The sequence below is a fragment of the Arthrobacter sp. D1-17 genome, from assembly GCF_054130535.1.
The window spans coordinates 2,459,677-2,476,951 of sequence record NZ_CP096382.1; the positions used below are offsets into that span (position 1 = coordinate 2,459,677).

The 17,275-nt window shown below is 63.1% G+C and carries 21 protein-coding genes and 2 pseudogenes; 11 read left to right on the plus strand and 12 right to left on the minus strand.

Annotated features, from left to right (window positions below):
• The first annotated feature begins 19 nt into the window (after positions 1 to 19).
• The 6 genes from M1E01_RS11415 to M1E01_RS11440 all read left to right on the plus strand — a co-directional run bounded on the left by M1E01_RS11415 (position 20) and on the right by M1E01_RS11440 (position 7,351).
• Positions 20 to 1,618 carry a 4-hydroxyphenylacetate 3-hydroxylase family protein gene (locus tag M1E01_RS11415; protein WP_457971724.1) on the plus strand — a complete coding sequence of 533 codons (1,599 nt, stop codon included), beginning with the start codon at positions 20 to 22 and terminating at the stop codon, positions 1,616 to 1,618.
• Between the two features lie 434 nt (positions 1,619 to 2,052).
• A complete protein-coding gene (locus M1E01_RS11420) occupies positions 2,053 to 3,243 on the plus strand; it encodes an MBL fold metallo-hydrolase (protein ID WP_457971725.1) in 1,191 nt (396 codons plus the stop codon).
• A 31-nt stretch (positions 3,244 to 3,274) separates the two neighbouring features.
• A complete protein-coding gene (locus tag M1E01_RS11425) occupies positions 3,275 to 3,496 on the plus strand; it encodes a hypothetical protein (RefSeq protein ID WP_457971726.1) in 222 nt (73 codons plus the stop codon).
• 16 nt (positions 3,497 to 3,512) lie between these two features.
• On the plus strand, positions 3,513 to 4,589 hold the full coding sequence (locus M1E01_RS11430; RefSeq protein ID WP_457971727.1) for a maleylacetate reductase: 1,077 nt from the start codon (positions 3,513 to 3,515) through the stop codon (positions 4,587 to 4,589).
• Between the two features lie 46 nt (positions 4,590 to 4,635).
• On the plus strand, positions 4,636 to 5,547 hold the full coding sequence (locus tag M1E01_RS11435) for a dioxygenase family protein (RefSeq protein WP_457971728.1): 912 nt from the start codon (positions 4,636 to 4,638) through the stop codon (positions 5,545 to 5,547).
• 1,378 nt (positions 5,548 to 6,925) lie between these two features.
• A complete protein-coding gene (locus M1E01_RS11440) occupies positions 6,926 to 7,351 on the plus strand; it encodes an Hsp20/alpha crystallin family protein (RefSeq protein ID WP_457971729.1) in 426 nt (141 codons plus the stop codon).
• A gap of 235 nt (positions 7,352 to 7,586) precedes the next feature.
• On the opposite strand, the gene M1E01_RS11445 is transcribed toward M1E01_RS11440, so the two are convergent.
• From M1E01_RS11445 to M1E01_RS11455, 3 genes are all read right to left on the minus strand, one after another.
• On the minus strand, positions 7,587 to 7,736 hold the full coding sequence (locus M1E01_RS11445) for a hypothetical protein (RefSeq protein ID WP_457971730.1): 150 nt from the start codon (positions 7,734 to 7,736) through the stop codon (positions 7,587 to 7,589).
• A gap of 440 nt (positions 7,737 to 8,176) precedes the next feature.
• Positions 8,177 to 8,437: a type II toxin-antitoxin system RelE family toxin gene (locus M1E01_RS11450; RefSeq protein ID WP_241710900.1), complete on the minus strand. Its 261-nt coding sequence runs from the start codon at positions 8,435 to 8,437 to the stop codon at positions 8,177 to 8,179.
• Positions 8,434 to 8,700: a type II toxin-antitoxin system Phd/YefM family antitoxin gene (locus tag M1E01_RS11455; protein WP_457971731.1), complete on the minus strand. Its 267-nt coding sequence runs from the start codon at positions 8,698 to 8,700 to the stop codon at positions 8,434 to 8,436. The genes M1E01_RS11450 and M1E01_RS11455 overlap by 4 nt, the downstream gene beginning before the upstream one ends.
• Before the next feature lie 672 nt (positions 8,701 to 9,372).
• Between M1E01_RS11455 and M1E01_RS11460 the strand changes: the two genes are divergently transcribed.
• The 5 genes from M1E01_RS11460 (at position 9,373) to M1E01_RS11480 (ending at position 13,249) form a co-directional block, all read left to right on the plus strand.
• A complete protein-coding gene (locus M1E01_RS11460; protein WP_457971732.1) occupies positions 9,373 to 9,930 on the plus strand; it encodes a universal stress protein in 558 nt (185 codons plus the stop codon).
• 262 nt (positions 9,931 to 10,192) lie between these two features.
• Entirely contained in the window at positions 10,193 to 10,510 is a 318-nt protein-coding gene (locus M1E01_RS11465) for a YegP family protein (protein WP_457971733.1), read from the plus strand.
• Positions 10,511 to 10,539: 29 nt separating this feature from the next.
• Positions 10,540 to 11,466: a hypothetical protein gene (locus M1E01_RS11470; protein WP_457971734.1), complete on the plus strand. Its 927-nt coding sequence runs from the start codon at positions 10,540 to 10,542 to the stop codon at positions 11,464 to 11,466.
• A gap of 844 nt (positions 11,467 to 12,310) precedes the next feature.
• Positions 12,311 to 12,778: a GNAT family N-acetyltransferase gene (locus tag M1E01_RS11475; protein WP_457971735.1), complete on the plus strand. Its 468-nt coding sequence runs from the start codon at positions 12,311 to 12,313 to the stop codon at positions 12,776 to 12,778.
• 150 nt (positions 12,779 to 12,928) lie between these two features.
• Positions 12,929 to 13,249, plus strand: a complete 321-nt coding sequence (locus M1E01_RS11480) for a histone-like nucleoid-structuring protein Lsr2 (RefSeq protein WP_457971736.1) — start codon at positions 12,929 to 12,931, stop codon at positions 13,247 to 13,249.
• 109 nt (positions 13,250 to 13,358) lie between these two features.
• Here M1E01_RS11480 and M1E01_RS11485 read toward each other — a convergent pair whose 3' ends face one another.
• The 9 genes and pseudogenes from M1E01_RS11485 to M1E01_RS11525 form a co-directional block, all read right to left on the minus strand.
• The gene (locus M1E01_RS11485) at positions 13,359 to 13,607 is read right to left on the minus strand and encodes a hypothetical protein (protein ID WP_457971737.1); all 249 of its coding nucleotides are present in this window, start codon (positions 13,605 to 13,607) and stop codon (positions 13,359 to 13,361) included.
• 201 nt (positions 13,608 to 13,808) lie between these two features.
• A complete protein-coding gene (locus M1E01_RS11490) occupies positions 13,809 to 14,021 on the minus strand; it encodes a DUF4913 domain-containing protein (RefSeq protein ID WP_457974941.1) in 213 nt (70 codons plus the stop codon).
• A 126-nt stretch (positions 14,022 to 14,147) separates the two neighbouring features.
• Positions 14,148 to 14,600: pseudogene (locus tag M1E01_RS11495) on the minus strand (hypothetical protein); the annotation flags it as partial.
• 283 nt (positions 14,601 to 14,883) lie between these two features.
• On the minus strand, positions 14,884 to 15,360 hold the full coding sequence (locus M1E01_RS11500; protein WP_457971738.1) for an LLM class flavin-dependent oxidoreductase: 477 nt from the start codon (positions 15,358 to 15,360) through the stop codon (positions 14,884 to 14,886).
• Positions 15,361 to 15,374: 14 nt separating this feature from the next.
• Positions 15,375 to 15,653, minus strand: coding sequence for an alpha/beta fold hydrolase (locus M1E01_RS11505; protein ID WP_457971739.1), 279 nt, complete (start codon positions 15,651 to 15,653; stop codon positions 15,375 to 15,377).
• A gap of 56 nt (positions 15,654 to 15,709) precedes the next feature.
• On the minus strand, positions 15,710 to 16,105 hold the full coding sequence (locus M1E01_RS11510; protein WP_457971740.1) for an amino acid synthesis family protein: 396 nt from the start codon (positions 16,103 to 16,105) through the stop codon (positions 15,710 to 15,712).
• 37 nt (positions 16,106 to 16,142) lie between these two features.
• A pseudogene (locus tag M1E01_RS11515) lies at positions 16,143 to 16,259 on the minus strand (amino acid synthesis family protein); the annotation flags it as partial.
• 94 nt (positions 16,260 to 16,353) lie between these two features.
• Positions 16,354 to 16,710, minus strand: coding sequence for an amino acid synthesis family protein (locus M1E01_RS11520; RefSeq protein ID WP_457971741.1), 357 nt, complete (start codon positions 16,708 to 16,710; stop codon positions 16,354 to 16,356).
• Positions 16,711 to 16,804: 94 nt separating this feature from the next.
• Complete coding sequence (locus M1E01_RS11525) at positions 16,805 to 17,110, minus strand: hypothetical protein (protein ID WP_457971742.1); 306 nt, start codon at positions 17,108 to 17,110, stop codon at positions 16,805 to 16,807.
• Positions 17,111 to 17,275: the final 165 nt, after the last annotated feature.

Below are 17,275 nucleotides of genomic sequence, written 5' to 3' on the forward strand. Positions count from 1 at the left end.
CTTACCGAAAGGAACCCTCATGACCGAAATCCTGGATGACACAGCACCCACCACCGCTCCCACGATGGACGAACGGACCACGTCCGCCAATCGGAAGATGCCCATGACGGGGGACGAGTACATCAACTCGCTCAAGGACGACCGGGAGGTGTGGATCTACGGCGAGCGGGTCAAGGACGTGACCACCCACCCGGCGTTCCGCAACTCCGTCCGCATGGCCGCCAGGCTGTATGACGGGATGCACAAGCCGGAGCTGCAGGACAAGCTGATGGTGCCTACCGATACCGGGTCCGGCGGCAAGACCATGTCCTTCTTCCGTACCCCGCACAGCGTTGAGGACCTGAAGAAGGACCGCGTCGCGATCGAGACCTGGGCGCGAATGAGCTACGGCTGGCTGGGCCGCTCCCCGGACTACAAGGCAGCGTTCCTGGGCACCCTGGGCGGCATGCCGGACTTCTACGAGCCCTTCCAGGACAACGCCAAGCGCTGGTACAAGGAGTCCCAGGAAAAGGTCCTGTACTGGAACCACGCGATCATCAACCCCCCGGTGGACCGGCACCTGCCGCCGGACCAGGTGGGCGACGTGTTCATGAAGGTCGAGAAGGAAACAGGCTCGGGCCTGATCGTTTCCGGCGCGAAGGTTGTGGCTACCGGATCGGCGATCACCAACTACAACTTCATCGCCCACTACGGACTGCCGATCAAGCGCAAGGAGTTCGCCCTCATCTGCACCGTGCCGATGGACGCTCCCGGGGTGAAGCTGATCAGCCGCGCTTCCTACAGCCATCAGGCCGCTGTGATGGGCACCCCGTTCGACTACCCGCTCTCCAGCCGGATGGACGAGAACGATTCGGTGTTCGTCTTCGACAAGGTCCTGATCCCGTGGGAGAACGTCTTCGCTTACGGGGACGTGGAGAAGATCAACAACTTCTTCCCGCAGACCGGCTTCATCAACCGCTTTACGTTCCAGGGCGTGATCCGGCTCGCCACGAAGCTGGACTTCATCGCCGGGCTGCTGCTGAAAGCCCTCGAAGTTGCCGGCACCCAGGACTTCCGCGGCGTCCAGACCCGCGTCGGTGAGGTCCTGGGCTGGCGCAACATGTTCTACGCCCTGATCGACGGCATGACCCTGAACCCGGACCAAGGCCCGAACGGGACGGTGCTGCCAAAGCTGGACTACGGCCTGGCGTACCGGATGTTCATGGCCATCGGCTACCCGCGGATCAAGGAAATCATCGAACAGGATGTCGCGTCCGGCCTGATCTACCTGAACTCCTCGGCGCTGGATTTCAAGACCCCGGAAATCCGCCCGTATCTGGATAAGTACGTCCGCGGCTCCGACGGCGTTGAAGCAGTGGATCGGGTGAAGCTGATGAAGCTGCTCTGGGACGCGATTGGCACCGAGTTCGGCGGCCGGCACGAACTCTACGAACGGAACTACTCCGGCAACCACGAGAACGTCAAGGCTGAAATCCTCTTCGCCGCCCAGGCACAAGGCACCACGGACTCCATGAAGGGTTTCGCGGACCTGTGCATGTCCGAGTACGACCTGGACGGCTGGACCGTGCCTGACCTAATCAACAACGACGACGTCAGTCTCTTCCTCAAACGCAACTAACTCAGTTCCGGATGAGCGGCGCCACCAGTCGACGTATGGAGCGCCGTTCATCCGCTGAAGAGGCACTGCTGGCCACAGACGACCACGACCCGACAATCCACTCGGCATACTCACTTCCTTCTGCCCGCGCTGGACGCCTCGGCAGAAGCACAAACACGTGTAGTGTGGGCCGGCTGTTTGACGAGACTGACGCGGACTCAAGTCCGACGGTGTGAGCACATCCGTTCGTCGGGTCTCTTGATGACCTCGAGGGCCAGGGCGTGCGAGGACAAATGGTGCAAGCCGGCAGAGGGCAGAAAGGCAATGAAGACGTTCCGAGGTATGGAAAGCCTCGGGCCCGGCTCGGTTGGTCGCTTATCTCCTTAGGCCGTCGTTGATAATCGGGCAGCAGCCTTCTACCCCGTGTAAGAGACATCGAACCAGGAGCAACAATCATGTGTGACGTATTAGGCAGACTTGAGTCGTCCGGAGTCTCCAGACGAAATATCCTCGCCAGTTTCGGGCTTGGAGCGGCGGCGGTCACCCTGACGGCGTGCACTGACAACAGGGCAGTGGGATCATCCGCGTCGCGGTCATTCAGCCCTGCACCAGCTGAAGGGCATCGCACCCGTCTGGTCCTTCTCGGCACCTCCGGGGGTCCGCCCTATTGGCCGGGTGGTACGCGCGAAGGAATATCCTCCGCCCTTGTAGTCGGGGACCGCTATTACCTTATTGACGCAGGCCATGGGGTGATGGGGCAGTTACGGAAGGCCAAACTCGGTCCCAACTACGAAAAGGATATGGAGGGGCCGCTGGATGTGCTCGCTGGAATATTTTTGACACATCTTCACTCCGACCATGTCGTGGACTTGAACAACATACTCAGCGAGGGCCTTTTCAATGGCCTTCAGTCCGTCAAGAAAATACCCATCTGGGGCCCGGGTAATCGCGGTGAGTTGCCCCCCTTGTTCGGGTCAGGAAACCCGCCCACCCCGGCCAGTCCCGGGAACCCGACCCCGGGCACGCGCGAAATGACGGATCTCATCGTGCAGGCCTACGCCACTGACTTCAATGACAGGCTTTTCGATAACCGCAAGCCACATCCCAATCAGCTGTGGGAAGCTTTCGACGTACCGGTTCCCCCCGAGTTCACGAAAAGCCCGAATACAAATCCTTGCCCCGAAATGAGTCCCTTCACCTTCTACGAAGATGACCACGTCAAGGTTTCAGCAACCCTGGTCAACCACGCCCCCGTTTTCCCCGCCTTGGCTTACCGCTTTGACACGGACGAGGGATCGGTGGTCTTTTCCGGAGATACAGGAAAGACGCCGAACCTCATTAAGCTGGCCAAGGATGCGGACGTTCTGGTCCATGAGGTAATAGATAAGACCTGGCCCCAATCCCTCTTTCCAGAACCGCGTACCGACGCGCAGGAGGGGCTCTACCAACATCTGATCGAGGCACACACTCTCATCGAGGATGTGGGACCCATTGCCCAGGAGGCCGGCGTCAAGTCACTCGTTCTCTCACATCTGGTTCCGGGCAATAGACCGGACAGCGTTTGGGAAGCTTGTGGCAAAGGTTTCGACGGGCAACTCATCATCGGTCACGACCTCGACGTCATCGGTATCGGATCTGCCACATGATACGACCCGGGCCATCTCCAGGAGGACCCCCATGCGCACAACAGTCAAAAACCCACACGCCATGACCGCACACACCACCTCCGACTTACTTGCTTCGCTCGCCTCGCGCGTGCTCCCTATTGGCCGAAATCAGAAGCCCCCCGTACTCGTTCATTCAGCATGGGCCGGGTGGCACTACGAAACACCCGTTGATGAAGAAGTCGACGCCGGCACCGGCGTCGTCGCGTACGCGGCGCCGAAACCGCAATCGTGAACCGGGAGAGATGACTATGAGTTTGACGTTTGACCACGTCACCCTTGGCCAGCGGGTACTCTTCGGCACCGGCAACGCTGCAGCGAACCTCGCAGCGGAAGCAGCCAGGCTGGGTGCCCGGCATGTGATGGTGATCGCCTCCGACTCCGCGACACCGCTGGCCCGGACCGTCGCGGCCGACATTGAGGTCGCCCTGTGGCACCACGACGTGGTCATGCACGTCCCCGTCGAGACGGCCGAGAAAGCCCGCGCCGCCGCTCTCGGGCACGGCATCGACCTGCTGGTCTGCGTGGGCGGAGGCTCGACGACGGGCCTGGCCAAGGCGATCGCGATGACGTCCCGCCTGCCCATCATCGCGGTGCCCACGACCTACGCCGGCTCCGAAGCCACGAACATGTGGGGCCTGACCGAAGCCTCACGGAAAATCACCGGAGTGGACGACACCGTCCTGCCCGTCACGGTTATCTACGACGCGGCCCTGACCCTGTCCCTGCCCGTGGACATGTCCGTTGCCTCCGGCCTGAACGGCATCGCGCACTGCATCGACTCAATGTGGGCACCCCGTGCCGACCCCATCAACGCCGCCCTCGGCGCCGAAGGGATCCGCGCCCTCAGCCAAGGCCTGCCGCTCATCGTCAGTGTCCCGTCCGGGACCGAAGGACGCGAACAGGCGCTCTACGGCACCTACCTCTCCGCGGTCGCGTTCGCCTCCGCCGGATCCGGGCTGCACCACAAAATCTGCCACGCACTGGGCGGCACCTTCAACCTCCCCCACGCCCACACCCACGCCACCGTACTGCCCTACGTCCTGGCCTTCAACGCCCCCGCCGCGCCCCAAGCCGAGGCGCGCATCGCCGCAGCATTCAGCACCGCCGACGCCCTGACCGGACTCCAGGACCTCCGCAAACGACTGGACGCCCCGAAGGCGCTGGCGGACTACGGCTTCACCGCCGACGGGATAGCCGAGGCCGTCGCCGTCGTCCTCCCGGCCGTCCCGGCGTCCAACCCCCGCCCCGTCACCACCGAGAACCTCACCCGCCTCCTCCAGGCAGCCGTCACCGGCGAAGACCCCGCAGTTCTGCTGGACCTCTGACCGGACCGCAACCAACACCTTCCCACCCGAACCAGAGGAGAACAGCATGTCCGGAACCACCCGGGCCGGGAACACCATCAGCCCAGAGCAGGCCGCCGTCGAGCAGAAGCTTGTGGAGACCGTCATTGCGTCCTTCGACAAAACCCAGGATCCGCGCTTGAAGGAGGTCATGCAGTCACTGACCCGCCACCTGCATAACTTCGTACGCGAAGTCCGCCTCACCGAGGACGAGTGGAACTCAGGAATCGAATTCCTCACCGCCGCCGGCCAGATCACCGATGACAAACGCCAGGAATTCATCCTGCTCTCCGACGTCCTGGGCCTGTCCATGCAGACGATTGCCATCAACAACCAGGCATACAAGGGGGCCACCGAAGCCACCGTCTTCGGGCCGTTCTTTGTGGAGGACGCCCCCGAAATACCCATCGGCGGCGACATCGCCGGCGGCGCCGCCGGCCAGCCCTGCTGGATCGAGGGCACCGTCACCGACGCCGAAGGGCGTCCGGTCCCTGGTGCGCGGATCGAAGTTTGGGAGGCCGACGAAGACGGTTTCTACGACGTCCAATACAGCGATCAGCGGGTCGCCGGACGTGCCCACCTTTTCGCCGACGACAACGGCAAGTACGCGTTCTGGGGGCTCACGCCCACCCCGTACCCCATTCCGCATGACGGGCCAGTGGGCAAGATGCTGGAGTCTGTCGGCCGTTCCCCCGTCAGAGCCGCACACCTGCACTTCATGGTCACCGCCGACGGCCACCGAACGCTGGTGACGCACATCTTCGTCGACGGCGACCCGCAGATCGAGATCGGCGACTCGGTCTTCGGAGTCAAGGAGTCCCTCATCAAACGCTTCGAACGCCAGCCCGACTGGACCCCCACCCCCGACGGGCGCGGCCTCGGCAACCAAACCTGGGCCCGCACACGCTTCGACGTCGTCCTAGCCCCTGCCCAAGTTTGAATAGTTCCCTTCGTCGGGCATGGCTGACCACGGGCGTAACCCTGACACACCAGAGGCTCGCTGACAACACCAAGACCACGCGGGCCAAAAATGAAGTAGACATAGGCCGCATTGAAGGCTGTTTCCCTGTCTTTGACTCACGGAATGCCCGAAGAAGATTGCTACAACCGGGAGGGGGCAAGAAGGGAACCGCGCCAAACAGCCAGACTGCCCGGGCATCACATTGCGCTACCAAATTTCGGAGATAACGGACCGGCTTGCAGGAAGCTCCAAGGTGTTCAATACGACCGATATTCGCTACAAACAAGTCGGCTGGTTCAACGAATTCCCAGCAGCCACGATTTTTGTAGCGAAACCCAGTGCCGGATCCTATGTGCCAGTTCTTCCCCGCCGAGACGGGGTATTTGTTCGTTAGAGCGCCCTTGAACTGCAGCGTTACCGAATTCGACGATTGCCGTCCGCTTTGGGCACACCCCACCCTGACGTCAAGCATTAATCCGACACGCTGTCAGAATGGAATCCGATTCTGCTTTTCTGACAATGGCTAAAGGGAGTCTCAGATCCCAACCTGACACTACTGACGGACGGCATCCGGGTCGCTGATGCACCTGTTAGCGGGGCCAGGACCGCTCGATTACGACTGGCGCCCCATGGCTTGGCCGTCCCCGGCAGTGTCACGGACTGGCGGGCAAAGAGACGTTCCAGTCCGTTAAGGGCCTCTTGCAATGTCGTTGGAGGGAGTGCCTTACCTGGCCAACGGCCTGGCCGAGCCATCAGGCGGTGCCGTTCCGGCCATATGACAACAGCCTGAGGGCACCGCCCTGCAGAAAGCCTGCACGACCCTATAGATGCCACATCCCTGCACCACACGCACCCTGCAGCCGCCCCAAACCGGACTTTGAAGCCCCCGGCGGTTGCCTCGGCCCATCCACAATAAACCGGTACCAGCACAAGGCGGCTCGTGAAGACCTTCCGGGCGTACCCTAAGAACAGGCCGACGGCGGAGGACCCATTGGTTTGCCCCCATCCCTGTGGAAACCCCAGCCCGCCGCCGGTCTCAATCCCCCTAAGCTGGCGGCCGGTCTTATGCCCAGGAACGGGAACCGTAGTTTTGGGACCAGCGGGAGAGGCTCCCGTGCCGCGGGGCACGCCGCCGCGTCGTCCACATCCCATTGCCGTCTCCGCCCTTGCCCGAAGAAAACACGACAAGTCTCTCTTTCCCCTGCTCCCGGAAATGTGCGAATGATCCCGTTCTGCTTCATGGCGGTACGGCCATTTTTCCCTGCCAGCCTCTTGCCAGCTTTTGGCTCGAGTGCTAGAAGATCTATATCAGCGGATATAGATCATCCGGTCACTTGATGATCAAAGAAGGTACGTCATGTTGATGATGAGCGATCCGTTCCGCCAGTTCGACCGGCTGACGCAGCAGGTCCTGGGTACCGCCGCGCGTCCTGCCGTGATGGCCCTGGATGCCTGGCGTGAAGGCAACGATTTCGTGGTGGCGGTTGACCTTCCCGGCGTGGAAACCGAATCGATCGACGTGGATGTCGAGCAGAACGTCCTGAGCATCCGCGCCGAACGCAAGGACACCGGAGGTGAAGGGGTGGAATACATCGCCGCCGAGCGGCCGCGGGGGGTCTTTAGCCGGCAGCTGGTCCTGGGCGAAACGCTGGACACGGACAACGTCAAGGCGGCCTACGACGGTGGCGTCCTGACGCTCCGCATCCCGGTGGCGGAAAAGGCGCAGCCCCGGAAGATCGATATCACGTCCGGAGCCGGCGCGCAGCAGCAGATTAACGCCTAACAGGCCGGGAGGGGCGCCGAAGCCAAGGCTGCAGATAGGGCGGTTGGCTTCTATCAAGAGCGCCACTGCGCCTTTAGCGCACACGCAGCATCAGGGCAGAGGCGTCCCTCCCCCAAAAACGGTCCCCGGTCCCCGATCCCCGCGACCCGGAGACCGCATCACCTCAGACATGAAACGCGCCTACTGCAAACCATGCTGACCCAGCGCCTTAGACCATGTTGATGTAGGGCAACCGTTACTTCGCCGTCGCCGCCGGCTCAAGCCCTTTCCTGGCCCGGTCATGGCGCCTGAGGCACCAGCGGTACACCAGATGCGCGCACAGCAGTGACAGCAGCATCGAGCCCAGCAGGATCGCAAAGCCCAGAAAGTAGCGGGTGAAGTCCACAGCAGGATTACCTTTCAGTAACAAACCTGCCGATCCTAGCCCAAACAACCAGATATACAGCAGCCGTGCTCAGGTTTGCTCAAGGCCCCGGAGGGGGTCGGTAGCAATTAGGGAACTTCGAATGGCGAACGTAGCGTGTTCCCAACGCTCCGGGTTCCCCCGACATCCGGAGCGCCACGAGGCCCCCGCGCTTGAGCATCGCTCTGCTCGTGCGGGGCTTCACCCAAGGCTAAGCGGAAGTTTGCCCGCCCATCCGGTGCTTTCGGCGCTGTGCTCCTATCGGCGGAACCGCAGGCTGCCCATGGTGCCGCGTGTCCCAAGTAGTTAGGGTGGCCGGCAACAGGAAGTTGTTGGATTTTTGGACGTCGATGCGGCGAACCGCGCCCTGGACGCGCGCGTCAGTCAGTGTGACGAGGCCTGAGTGCCGGTGTTTGGCCAGCCTAATGCTGGTAGATGTCCCGCCGGTGGCCCATGGCGACAACCAGGACGATCAGCTCAGCGTCCCGGATCTCGTAGATGATCCGGTAGTCGCCGGTGCGGACGCGCCAGTCGCCGCTGCTGCCGGCGAGTTTCTTCGCCCCCGGGGGACGCGGCGTTTCGGCGAGGAGTTCGATGGCGGCCTGGATCCGTCGGCGGGCGTCGGGCGGGAGCTTGCGCAACTGCCGCAGCGCCGCCGGCGCCACCTGCACGGCATAACTCACCCCAGGCCCAGCTCCGCCTTGACTTCCTCCCACGGCACCGGACCTTGGCCGGTCTCTTCCATTTCGGTCCGCGCCGCGTTGGCCGCCCGAAGGTCCTCCAGGTCTTCGGCGGCTTCAATCAGCGTGGCGAGATCCTCGGCGTCGATGAGCGCCGCGACGCGGCGGCCCCGACGCAGCAGGTACACCGGTTCATGGCTCACCCGGGCGGTATCGACCGCCTCCGACAGCCGGCTCCGCGCATCAGTAACAGTCATCTCGCTCATGGCCCAATTTTAGGCGTTTCTGGTCCGAAATGTACATAAACGCGAAAACGGCCATTCTGGCGATGGCGGCGAACTGCGGCCAACTACGGTTTCCCAGTCAGGCGTCCGCGGCGGCTTCCTCAATAACCGGCGCTTCTGCCTCGGGAATGATCCGCGCGATGCGGCCGTGGAGCCCGGGGTCACAGTTTCCACTCCCCCAGCCAGCTCATCGGCAATGGCCCAAGGTTGCCTGGAGGCGGGGTGAGGCTACGTTGATGCCGGCATCCACTCGTCCCAGTGCGCACCGCGGGGCGGATTCAACACCAGGTGTCGCCCATTCCCTGCCCTTGGCAAGACGGGCGACGAGGTTTTCTTGCAGATGACGCGCTGAGCCGCCCGGTCGGCTTTTCAAACACATGCACAGGAGCCTCCACAGGTCGATGAACGTGAGGCACAGCCTAAGCTCCGACCTTGGTCAAGAATGGCCTTGATTACCAACCTGTGGTCCACGACGCGGTTTCCTCGACCGAATCCATGATGGGGCGGGGCGACAGTGGTTGAACCGCTTCTTTTCGGACCGCCGGGCACGATGGGCTCAGAAGCGTTACCTACAGAAAAGTGCCCCCGCTGAGCCTCGCAGCCGCGGCACCTTGGCGTTCTACGATTAGGCATGCATCTATATGCGGATGGCCCATGACCCAACCAGCCGGCGAGGGGCTTCCGGGTGCCGTGCCCGCGGCCTTCGTGCCTCGGCGGATTACTGGCCCTGTCCTGGCCGGTGTTGTGCCTGGCCAGCCGCTGGAGGTCGTCCATCGCGCCGCGGAATTGGCCCACAGCCTTGGCGTCAAGCTGATCTGCGCATACGTGGATATCACCACTTACCTCGCCGACGGCCCAGATGAGGAGAGCGAGACCGGGCCGTCCGGTTCAGAGGTGCTTGTTGACGACGTTGAGGGCGTAAGCGCCGGAATCAGAGAACGGCTTCACAGCATTCTGGACGGGGCCGGACTCCGCTGGTCCTTCCTGGTCCTGTCCGGGAATCCGACGCAGGCGCTTGGCCAGCTCGCCGAATCTCTGGATGCGTCGGTCATCGTTGTTGGCACCCGGGAACCAGGTCTGGGAACCCGGCTGGAACAGCTGCTTGTCGGCTCGGTTGCCGTTCAGCTCACACGCCGCCAACTCCGGCCCGTTCTGGTCATTCCGCTCCCACGTCAGAATCCCCGGGACGCCGAAGAGAACCCGCACACCTGAAGCAGGCCCTATGAAGGCCGGTGACCGCCTAGCCACGCCCCGCCCTTGCCCGGCGACAGCGGCGACGGATTCCTGGCCGCAGCTACAAGGAAGCCTTTCAAGCTCCCCCGCCAGCGGATAAAATGATCCCTCAGACGGTATGCAGACTCCGTCGAAAGTCCTCCCAACGAACAAAGGCCGGCCAGCTTCTGCGGCGAAGACTGCGGCCTGTGTTTTATTGGTCCTCACTCCCAATGGCGGGAGAAAAAGGGGCGACGACGTCATGTCCGGGCACTTCGAAATCTTCAACGCCCCGCAAGGGGGATACCGTTTTCGGCTACTGGATTCCTCGGGAAATCTCCTGGTCACGTCGGGGACGTTCCCTGACAAGCCTGCAGCGGCTGCGGGGATAGCCGTCGTCCGGGAGATAGCCGGCACCGGCCTGATCCGCGACACGAGCAGAGCGCACAGTGGTGCACCAATTCAACCCAGCATTCAGCCTAAGCAAGCTGCAGCGAACCAGCACGGCAGCGCGCATTTCCCGGTAGCGGCAGACCATGTACGCGGCCCCGCCCACCGCCGTGGACACGCCCATTTGTGACAAGCAGGCACTGAAAACAAGGATGCGTGATGGGCAGCGCAGCGGTCCCCAACGGCGGGCCCCAGGATCATGAAGACGGCCAAAATTCCGTAGACCCGGCCGGTGGCCTCGCTAACGACGACATCGTCGCTTATCGCTTCGAGGATGACGCCGACGCGACGCAGGCCATAGTTCAGGATCCTCGATATCCTCCGGCCGACACCGGTTACGGCGAGGACTCCGGCTACACGGAGGAACCGGGTGATCTCGATCCCGCCGGTGCCTACGTCGAGGAAACCGGTTACACCGAGGGAGCCGGCTACGACGAGGAGCCCGGCTACGCGAATCCCGCAACCGGCTTCGGTGCCGCTCTCCTCACCGCTGACGGGGGCACCGCCATCGCGGACGTCGTCATCGCCCGCCAAGAGGATCGGTTCGGTGGCATCAAAGTCGGGTCGGCCTTCTTCGGATGGCTGTCAGCCGCAGGTATTGCCGTTCTGCTGACTGTCGTTCTCATCGTGGCGGGCATGGGGGCAGGGCTCATGACGGGCTCGGAGGCCAATATCGTGTCCGGCGTGGTGTCCTCGCCGGACGGAATGTTGGGCATCATCCTTCCCTTGTCGATCGTATTCGTCTCGTTTTTCGCGGGCGGCTACGTGGCGGGGCGGATGGCGCGCTTCAACGGTGCCGGGCAGGGTCTGATGGTGTGGCTGTGGGCAGTCATTATGGCCGGTGTTGTAGTCCTGCTGAGCATGGTCGCCGGCCTGCGCCTCAATGGCTCCCGCACCGGCGGTGGTTTCCCTGGCATTCCACTGCTCGACGGGCAGCCCAGCAGCAGCGATCTCATCGCAATCATCGTCGCGGCCGCCGCAGCCCTGATAGCTGCTGTCCTGGGTGGCATCGCCGGCATGCGCTACCACCGACGGGTGGATCGCGTGGGTTTCATGCCGCCGGCGGAGGATGAGTACCAGGCCTAAACAAAAGACTTCCGCCGCGCCTATCTTGGCTCTCGTCATGACTGCCACTGCATCCTTGGCCTGCAGCATCCGCTGGCTCAGACCCGCTCCCCCGGAGCGACCGGCCCCCAGCGCTCACCGCTCCGAAAGGTTCGGGTCTCCCACTGGCCCCAACGCTATGGTCCCTTTCTCAGCGCGCCGGAGTAGCTCCAACCGCGGAGCGAAGAGACCGGCGGCGGACCGGGGTCCACGCGGCCTGCATTTGTGCCACCGGTTGTGGCACAAAAAGAGACTTGGCTCTCGCTTGAGCCGATGGTGAGATACACGCATGTGGACCGCGGCAGGCGACGCCGGGCAGACCACGACCCCCAGACCGCTCTGGGATTGAATCAACGGCCGGAGGAACCTCCGGTGTCCCGGCACACGCCGAAACCCACCGGCCTCCCGCTCTACATCTTCAATCGAACTGAACGCACGGGCGGCCTTGAGAGGACAGGTATGAGTTTCATAAGGTCCGCCGGGTAACCCAAGGAGTACCTGTCAGTTAAGGAACTGGTCGATAAGGTAACTCCGGCCAGCCACTGGACCCGGCCAGTCCCCAGCCAGCGCTGGGTCCGGCGGCCCCCTGACATGAAAAGGAACTGCTGGCTTAAGAGAAGAGCTGCTGGTTCGAGTGGGGCGATGCATCGGAAAGACCCGGGCGTCACCTTTGAAGCCGCACCGCAGCAGGTCTAAGCCTGGGCGGTCCCGTCCATTTCTGCCGGACGGACCGCCCAGGCTTAGACCTGCTGCGGCAGCGAGTCGAAGTCCATCTGCAGCCCGTACTGGGCTTCCAGAAGTAGCGGTTGGCCCGCAGAATGGGCCCATGGACGCCACAGATGTCTTCATTGCATCGACCGGGCAGGCGGGCGTGGTCGGGCGCCTGCTCTACGACTTCAACACCGAATTTAAAACACCCGGGCCAAGCGCCGAGGAATTTACCACCCGGTTCAGGTTCCTCCTGGCCCGCACTGACGTGCTTGTCCTGCTCTCCGGGACCCCGGTCGACCCGACCGGTTTCGCGTTCCTGACCCTGAGGCCCACCCCGTACTACGACGGAGCCCTGGCCCAGCTCGAGGAACTCTACGTCCAGCCCCGCCTGCGCGGCCAGGGCATCGGCACGGCACTGCTGGCAACCGCGGTCCACGAGGTCAGTGAACGCGGCGGAGCCGAGATGCACATCAACGTCGATGAGGTCGATACCGATGCCCGCCGCTTCTACGAACGCCACGGTTTCACCAACATCCAGCCGGGCACGGACTGCCGGATGCTGTGCTACCTGCGTGAGCTCTAAACCCGGCACTAAGTAATCGAAGACCGCGTGTAGCAGGGAACAAGACAAACACCAGCGGGCTTTGCCCGCCTCAGCTGTCCATCATGCCGGAGCGCTGACACACCCCCTGGCCTGCGGCGTCGCCCCAGCTCAAGCCTGTAGCCTCTTCGGGTGGCTCAGAAACGTGTAGTGGAACTTATCGATGACCTGGACGGCACCGCAGCGAACCAGACTGTGAAGTTTGCCCTCGACGGCAACTCCTACGAGGTGGATCTGAACGACGGAAACGCCGAGGAGCTGCGCTCCTCACTGGAGCGCTTCACCGCCAAGGCCCGCCGTACGGGCGGCCGCAAGCAGAGCGCCATTGATTTGGGCCCTGCCGGACCCTCAACCAAGGACGTCCGGGCATGGGCCCTCGCCCATGGCATGGAAGTCAACCTCCGCGGGCGCGTCCCTGAGTCCATCGTGCAGCAGTACCTGGCCGCGAACTAGCGACGTTCACGCCTGCCGGTCGCCCTATGCCTGATCGGCGGTTCATCCGCAGAAGTGCACAGGTCGTTGCTGTCGATCCCAGCAGATCTGGGGTTTCCCCGCTGCCGGCCTAGCCTTGGGCAGTCTGGGGTTGGAAGATCCGATCGCTGACGTCATCGCGGAGAATGTGGAACTGTCCCCCGTTTCCGTTGACCGAACCGTCGAGGACGTAGAAGCCCCTCCCTGCATCCGGCCCGCCGGCGGCGCGGTCCAGGGCTTCGATCAGATGCCGTCCCAGATGCCCCCTTGGGCCAAGCCCCTTGATTTCTTCCAGTTCCTCAGGCGTCAGCCCTGCCAGTAAGGCGTTGATTTCAGCCATGACACACCTCCCCAGTTGTACAGGCCCCGTTGTGGCCTGAGCCCATACCCTAGAGCACCGAGGTTAATGCCACAAGAGCAGGGTTTCGACGTGCCACATCGCGTCCGGCTCCCTGTAACGTCAGCGCGAGCGGCTCGGAAAAGGGTCTGGGAAATGGCACTACCGACAGTGAAAATGCCCAGGTAACGCTGCCCTGCCCCATCAGTCGAAGATTCCTGCCTCGGGTATGACGTGTGGCAGTGCCGCCTTCTCCGGAGTGGGAGTCTTATGTCCGTCGTAAGCGCATTTCTTGAAGGGGCCTTCTTTGTCCATGAGGACACGCATGTGCGGGTCGGCATGGTTCAGCCACCAGGTGCTGATCCCGAGGGCCGGCTCGAGGCGGAGGTGTTCCCAAGCCCGCCAGACGGCTTCCATTCGGATCAGGGCTTCGGGGTTGTTTGTACCATTCCGGGCACCAGGCGAACGCTGCTCCTTCGTTGACTTCCCGGACGTAGGACTGGGCGAAGAGCCCGACGAAGAACTCAACGGCACTTGAATAGACCCGATGAGCTCGAAGGCCTCGGCCCAGGAGATCGGCGAATAGTGGGTCTCCCCTTCCCGGATCACCACCGGTTCGCTGAGCCGGCCCTGGTTACCCAGCCAGTACTCACTCTTGGTTGAGAGCTCGGCGATGGAATGCCTGGCCAAGAACTCCGCACCGACGGTTCGGAGGGTGTTCTCCTCGGCCACGGCCTGGGCGCCGTTTTCGCAGAATTCGGCAGCCTTGCGTTTCTTGTCCGATTCCGGCCAGGCGCAACCCGGGCAGTCGAAGCCGCCGCGCTGGTTCAGCCGCAGCAGCGACTGTGCCGTCCGGGTCACGCCGGCTTGGGCCACAGCCCGCTCCAGTGCCACCATTACGGCTTGCACACCGGCAGGTTCCGTTTTCGGTTTACCGACGGCGAGGGAGTCTTCGTTGATATCCGCAACGGGGGCGGGCTGCTTACCGAACTTCATTGCTTTTACCTTTTCTTTGCGCAGCTTAGGCGCTCAAGGGGCGTGGATCCCCGCGCCAGAGCGGTCGCTCTCGACGCCGGCTTCAGGCGCCAATACATCCTGGCTGTTCGTTCCCCGCCGCTCGTTCACACTTTCAAGTACTCGTACTGGCGGTTTCGTCAGCATCCTGGGGCACCGCGTTTTAGCACTGCACGGCAGGCGGGCGCCGGTCCGGTCATCCCGGAACCGACGCCCAGCCTGCAGTGCAGTTGAGCCGTTGTCGTGGCTCAGCCACCACGGGAGATCAGCGTGCCGCGGTAGCGGGCTGCTCCTGGAATGCCGGCACGACGTGCTCGATGAAGAGTTCGAGTGAGCGCTTTTTCTCCTCATGGGTCACGCTGTTGTCAGACCAGACGCTGAACTCGGTTACGCCCAGTGCCTCGTAGCGGCGGAGCCGCTCGATCACTTCGTCCGGCATCCCGATCATCGCCGTCTGGTGGAGGGATTCTGGCGTGAACTCCGGGCGGTCGGCGAACTTCTCTTCAGGGCTGGGCTCGAGGAAACCGTTCTTGGGGGTGGTCTTGTTTCCGAACCAGGCATCAAACGTCCTGTAGAACTTGTTGATGCCTTCGGCTGGGCGCCGCCATCCCTCGGGCTCGTCTGCGGAGTGGACGTGGGTGTGGCGGAGCACCATGAGGTCCGGGCGGGGAACTCCGGGGTTGTTCTCCACAGCGGTGTCGAACTTGCGCGCGAGGTCTTCGACCTCCTCGTCGCCCTTCATGAGCGGCGTCACCATCACGTTGCAGCCGTTGGCGACGGCGAACTCGTGCGAGGAGACACAGAGCTCACGCAGGTGAGCGTCTCGACCCGCTCGGGATGGAATCTGGCGATGCGCGCGATCAAGGCACCCAGCGAGAAACCCACGAGGTGGCTTCGTTCGGGGAGGCGTTTGAGCACATCGGCGGCCAGTTCCTCGAGCGTGACCGGTTCCGTCAGGGGCGGCTGCCGCCCGTGCCCGGGAAGGTCGATGGCAATTGACTCACACCCGAGGGCATCCTGGACGGGCCCCCACATGGTTGAATCGAGACCGGCCCCATGCAGGAGGGCAACGGGGCTTTCCGGCGTTCTTGTCATTGTTCGGTGGAGAGGGGCGCCAGGCGCTCCTGGGGCCGGCCCTGGGCGGAGGCCGCGAGGGCAATGAGGATTTCACCGGGGTGGGGAGCATCGGCGACTTTGACCTCGACGGTCTGGTGGTGGGAGCGGATGGTCGCATCCGTGATGTGCTTCATCGGGATGTCGAACACGGTGCCGGCCGGGGCACGTTTCTCGACCGCGGGCGGCAGGGTGGTCGCGGATGCGGCCTTGCGGTAGTGGTCGCCGAATTTCAGTGTGTGGATAAGCGCCGAGCCGTGCTCGATCTCCCCATCGATGCCCACAATGGCTGCCTTGCCGTAGGCCTCGACAGGGGCGCCGAGTGCCTCGATGACTTTCGGGGCGAGGAGCGCCGAGATCAGAGGCTGTGGCATCGATGCCCTCGGTAAGGTCTTCGACGAAGCCCTGGCCGGCCCATGGGTTGTCCACTACGGCGACTGCGACGGCGATGCGGGCTCCGGGGGTGACGGGGCGGCCGCCTTCGGTCAGGATTTCTTCGGACAAAGTAACGATCTTGCGGATGTTCACGGCAGGATTCCCTCCAGGATTTTAGCGGTTACGGGTTGGTCAGTTGTTCGGTCGCCGATGCGCGGGTGCGGACGTGACCCTGTGGACGCGGCGGCTATGACGACGATTTCGTTCGGATGGGGCGCTCGCTCAGGCTCAGCGTCAGGGTTTGGTAGTGGCTGCGCGTGGAGGCGGCTTCTTTGTGCCACATGGGCACGGCGATGGAAGTCCCTGGTTCTGCGCGGTCGTCTGAGAAGGAGAGGATCGATGTGCCTTCGAGGAACTCGCGAACGAGATTGCCGCAGTACGGTGTATGGATCAGCGCCGCGGCGTGCTCAACCTCCCCGTTCAACCCGACAACAGCCGACTTGCCGAACGCCTCAATTTCATCAGCCCCGCCCAACGCTGCGGTGAGGCGGTCCGTCAGGACCTTCGCGAGCACCGGAGCGATGCGTTCGGTCTCGGAAACCACACTTTGACCGCAGCTTGGGACGAGGGTGACGTCAGCGCTTTCGACGCAATCGTCACCGCCGACTACCGCCGCGAGAGCGCCGCCACGGGAAAGATCACAGGCCTGAAGGAACTCCAGCAGGAAATCCTCGATGTCCGGGCGGCATTCCCGGACCTCCCAAAAGATCGTGTTGGAAGACGATGGCGTCCACGGGCCGCGTATCCACGAACAGGACCGCGACCGTCCGGGAGTGAACCACTGTGTAGCGTGTCAGGTTTTCTACCCAGGAATGGATCCCGGTGTACTCTTCCACGATCAGCCCGTCCTCGAGCAGACCCCGCTGCTCGAGTAGGTCGTAGACAACATTCCAGGCGAGATCCATCAGTTCATGGATTGCCGCTTCCACCGTTGGAGCCGTCATATCTCCATGGGGCTCCTGGGCACTATCAGTCTCGTGGAGCCCGAGGGCGTGTCCTAGTGACTGCAGCAGGCAGGGCGATCATCCATCCGTCAACGAAAATCGCCGCTCCACCGGGGCGTCTTTCGGATGAGCTCTTTGGAGGTCACATGCCGGCGGTGTCCCGTC

Coding starts and splice junctions, on each gene's coding strand:
- M1E01_RS11415 (WP_457971724.1), top strand. CDS start 20: ATGACCGAAATCCTGGATGACACAGCACCCACCACCGCTCCCACGATG.
- M1E01_RS11475 (WP_457971735.1), top strand. CDS start 12,311: ATGGACGCCACAGATGTCTTCATTGCATCGACCGGGCAGGCGGGCGTG.
- M1E01_RS11485 (WP_457971737.1), bottom strand. CDS start 13,607: ATGGCTGAAATCAACGCCTTACTGGCAGGGCTGACGCCTGAGGAACTG.
- M1E01_RS11505 (WP_457971739.1), bottom strand. CDS start 15,653: ATGTGGGGGCCCGTCCAGGATGCCCTCGGGTGTGAGTCAATTGCCATC.
- M1E01_RS11525 (WP_457971742.1), bottom strand. CDS start 17,110: ATGACGGCTCCAACGGTGGAAGCGGCAATCCATGAACTGATGGATCTC.
- M1E01_RS11435 (WP_457971728.1), top strand. CDS start 4,636: ATGTCCGGAACCACCCGGGCCGGGAACACCATCAGCCCAGAGCAGGCC.
- M1E01_RS11455 (WP_457971731.1), bottom strand. CDS start 8,700: ATGAGCGAGATGACTGTTACTGATGCGCGGAGCCGGCTGTCGGAGGCG.
- M1E01_RS11460 (WP_457971732.1), top strand. CDS start 9,373: ATGACCCAACCAGCCGGCGAGGGGCTTCCGGGTGCCGTGCCCGCGGCC.
- M1E01_RS11510 (WP_457971740.1), bottom strand. CDS start 16,105: ATGCCACAGCCTCTGATCTCGGCGCTCCTCGCCCCGAAAGTCATCGAG.
- M1E01_RS11430 (WP_457971727.1), top strand. CDS start 3,513: ATGAGTTTGACGTTTGACCACGTCACCCTTGGCCAGCGGGTACTCTTC.
- M1E01_RS11425 (WP_457971726.1), top strand. CDS start 3,275: ATGCGCACAACAGTCAAAAACCCACACGCCATGACCGCACACACCACC.
- M1E01_RS11440 (WP_457971729.1), top strand. CDS start 6,926: ATGTTGATGATGAGCGATCCGTTCCGCCAGTTCGACCGGCTGACGCAG.
- M1E01_RS11465 (WP_457971733.1), top strand. CDS start 10,193: ATGTCCGGGCACTTCGAAATCTTCAACGCCCCGCAAGGGGGATACCGT.
- M1E01_RS11490 (WP_457974941.1), bottom strand. CDS start 14,021: ATGGAAGCCGTCTGGCGGGCTTGGGAACACCTCCGCCTCGAGCCGGCC.
- M1E01_RS11420 (WP_457971725.1), top strand. CDS start 2,053: ATGTGTGACGTATTAGGCAGACTTGAGTCGTCCGGAGTCTCCAGACGA.
- M1E01_RS11470 (WP_457971734.1), top strand. CDS start 10,540: ATGGGCAGCGCAGCGGTCCCCAACGGCGGGCCCCAGGATCATGAAGAC.
- M1E01_RS11500 (WP_457971738.1), bottom strand. CDS start 15,360: ATGAAGGGCGACGAGGAGGTCGAAGACCTCGCGCGCAAGTTCGACACC.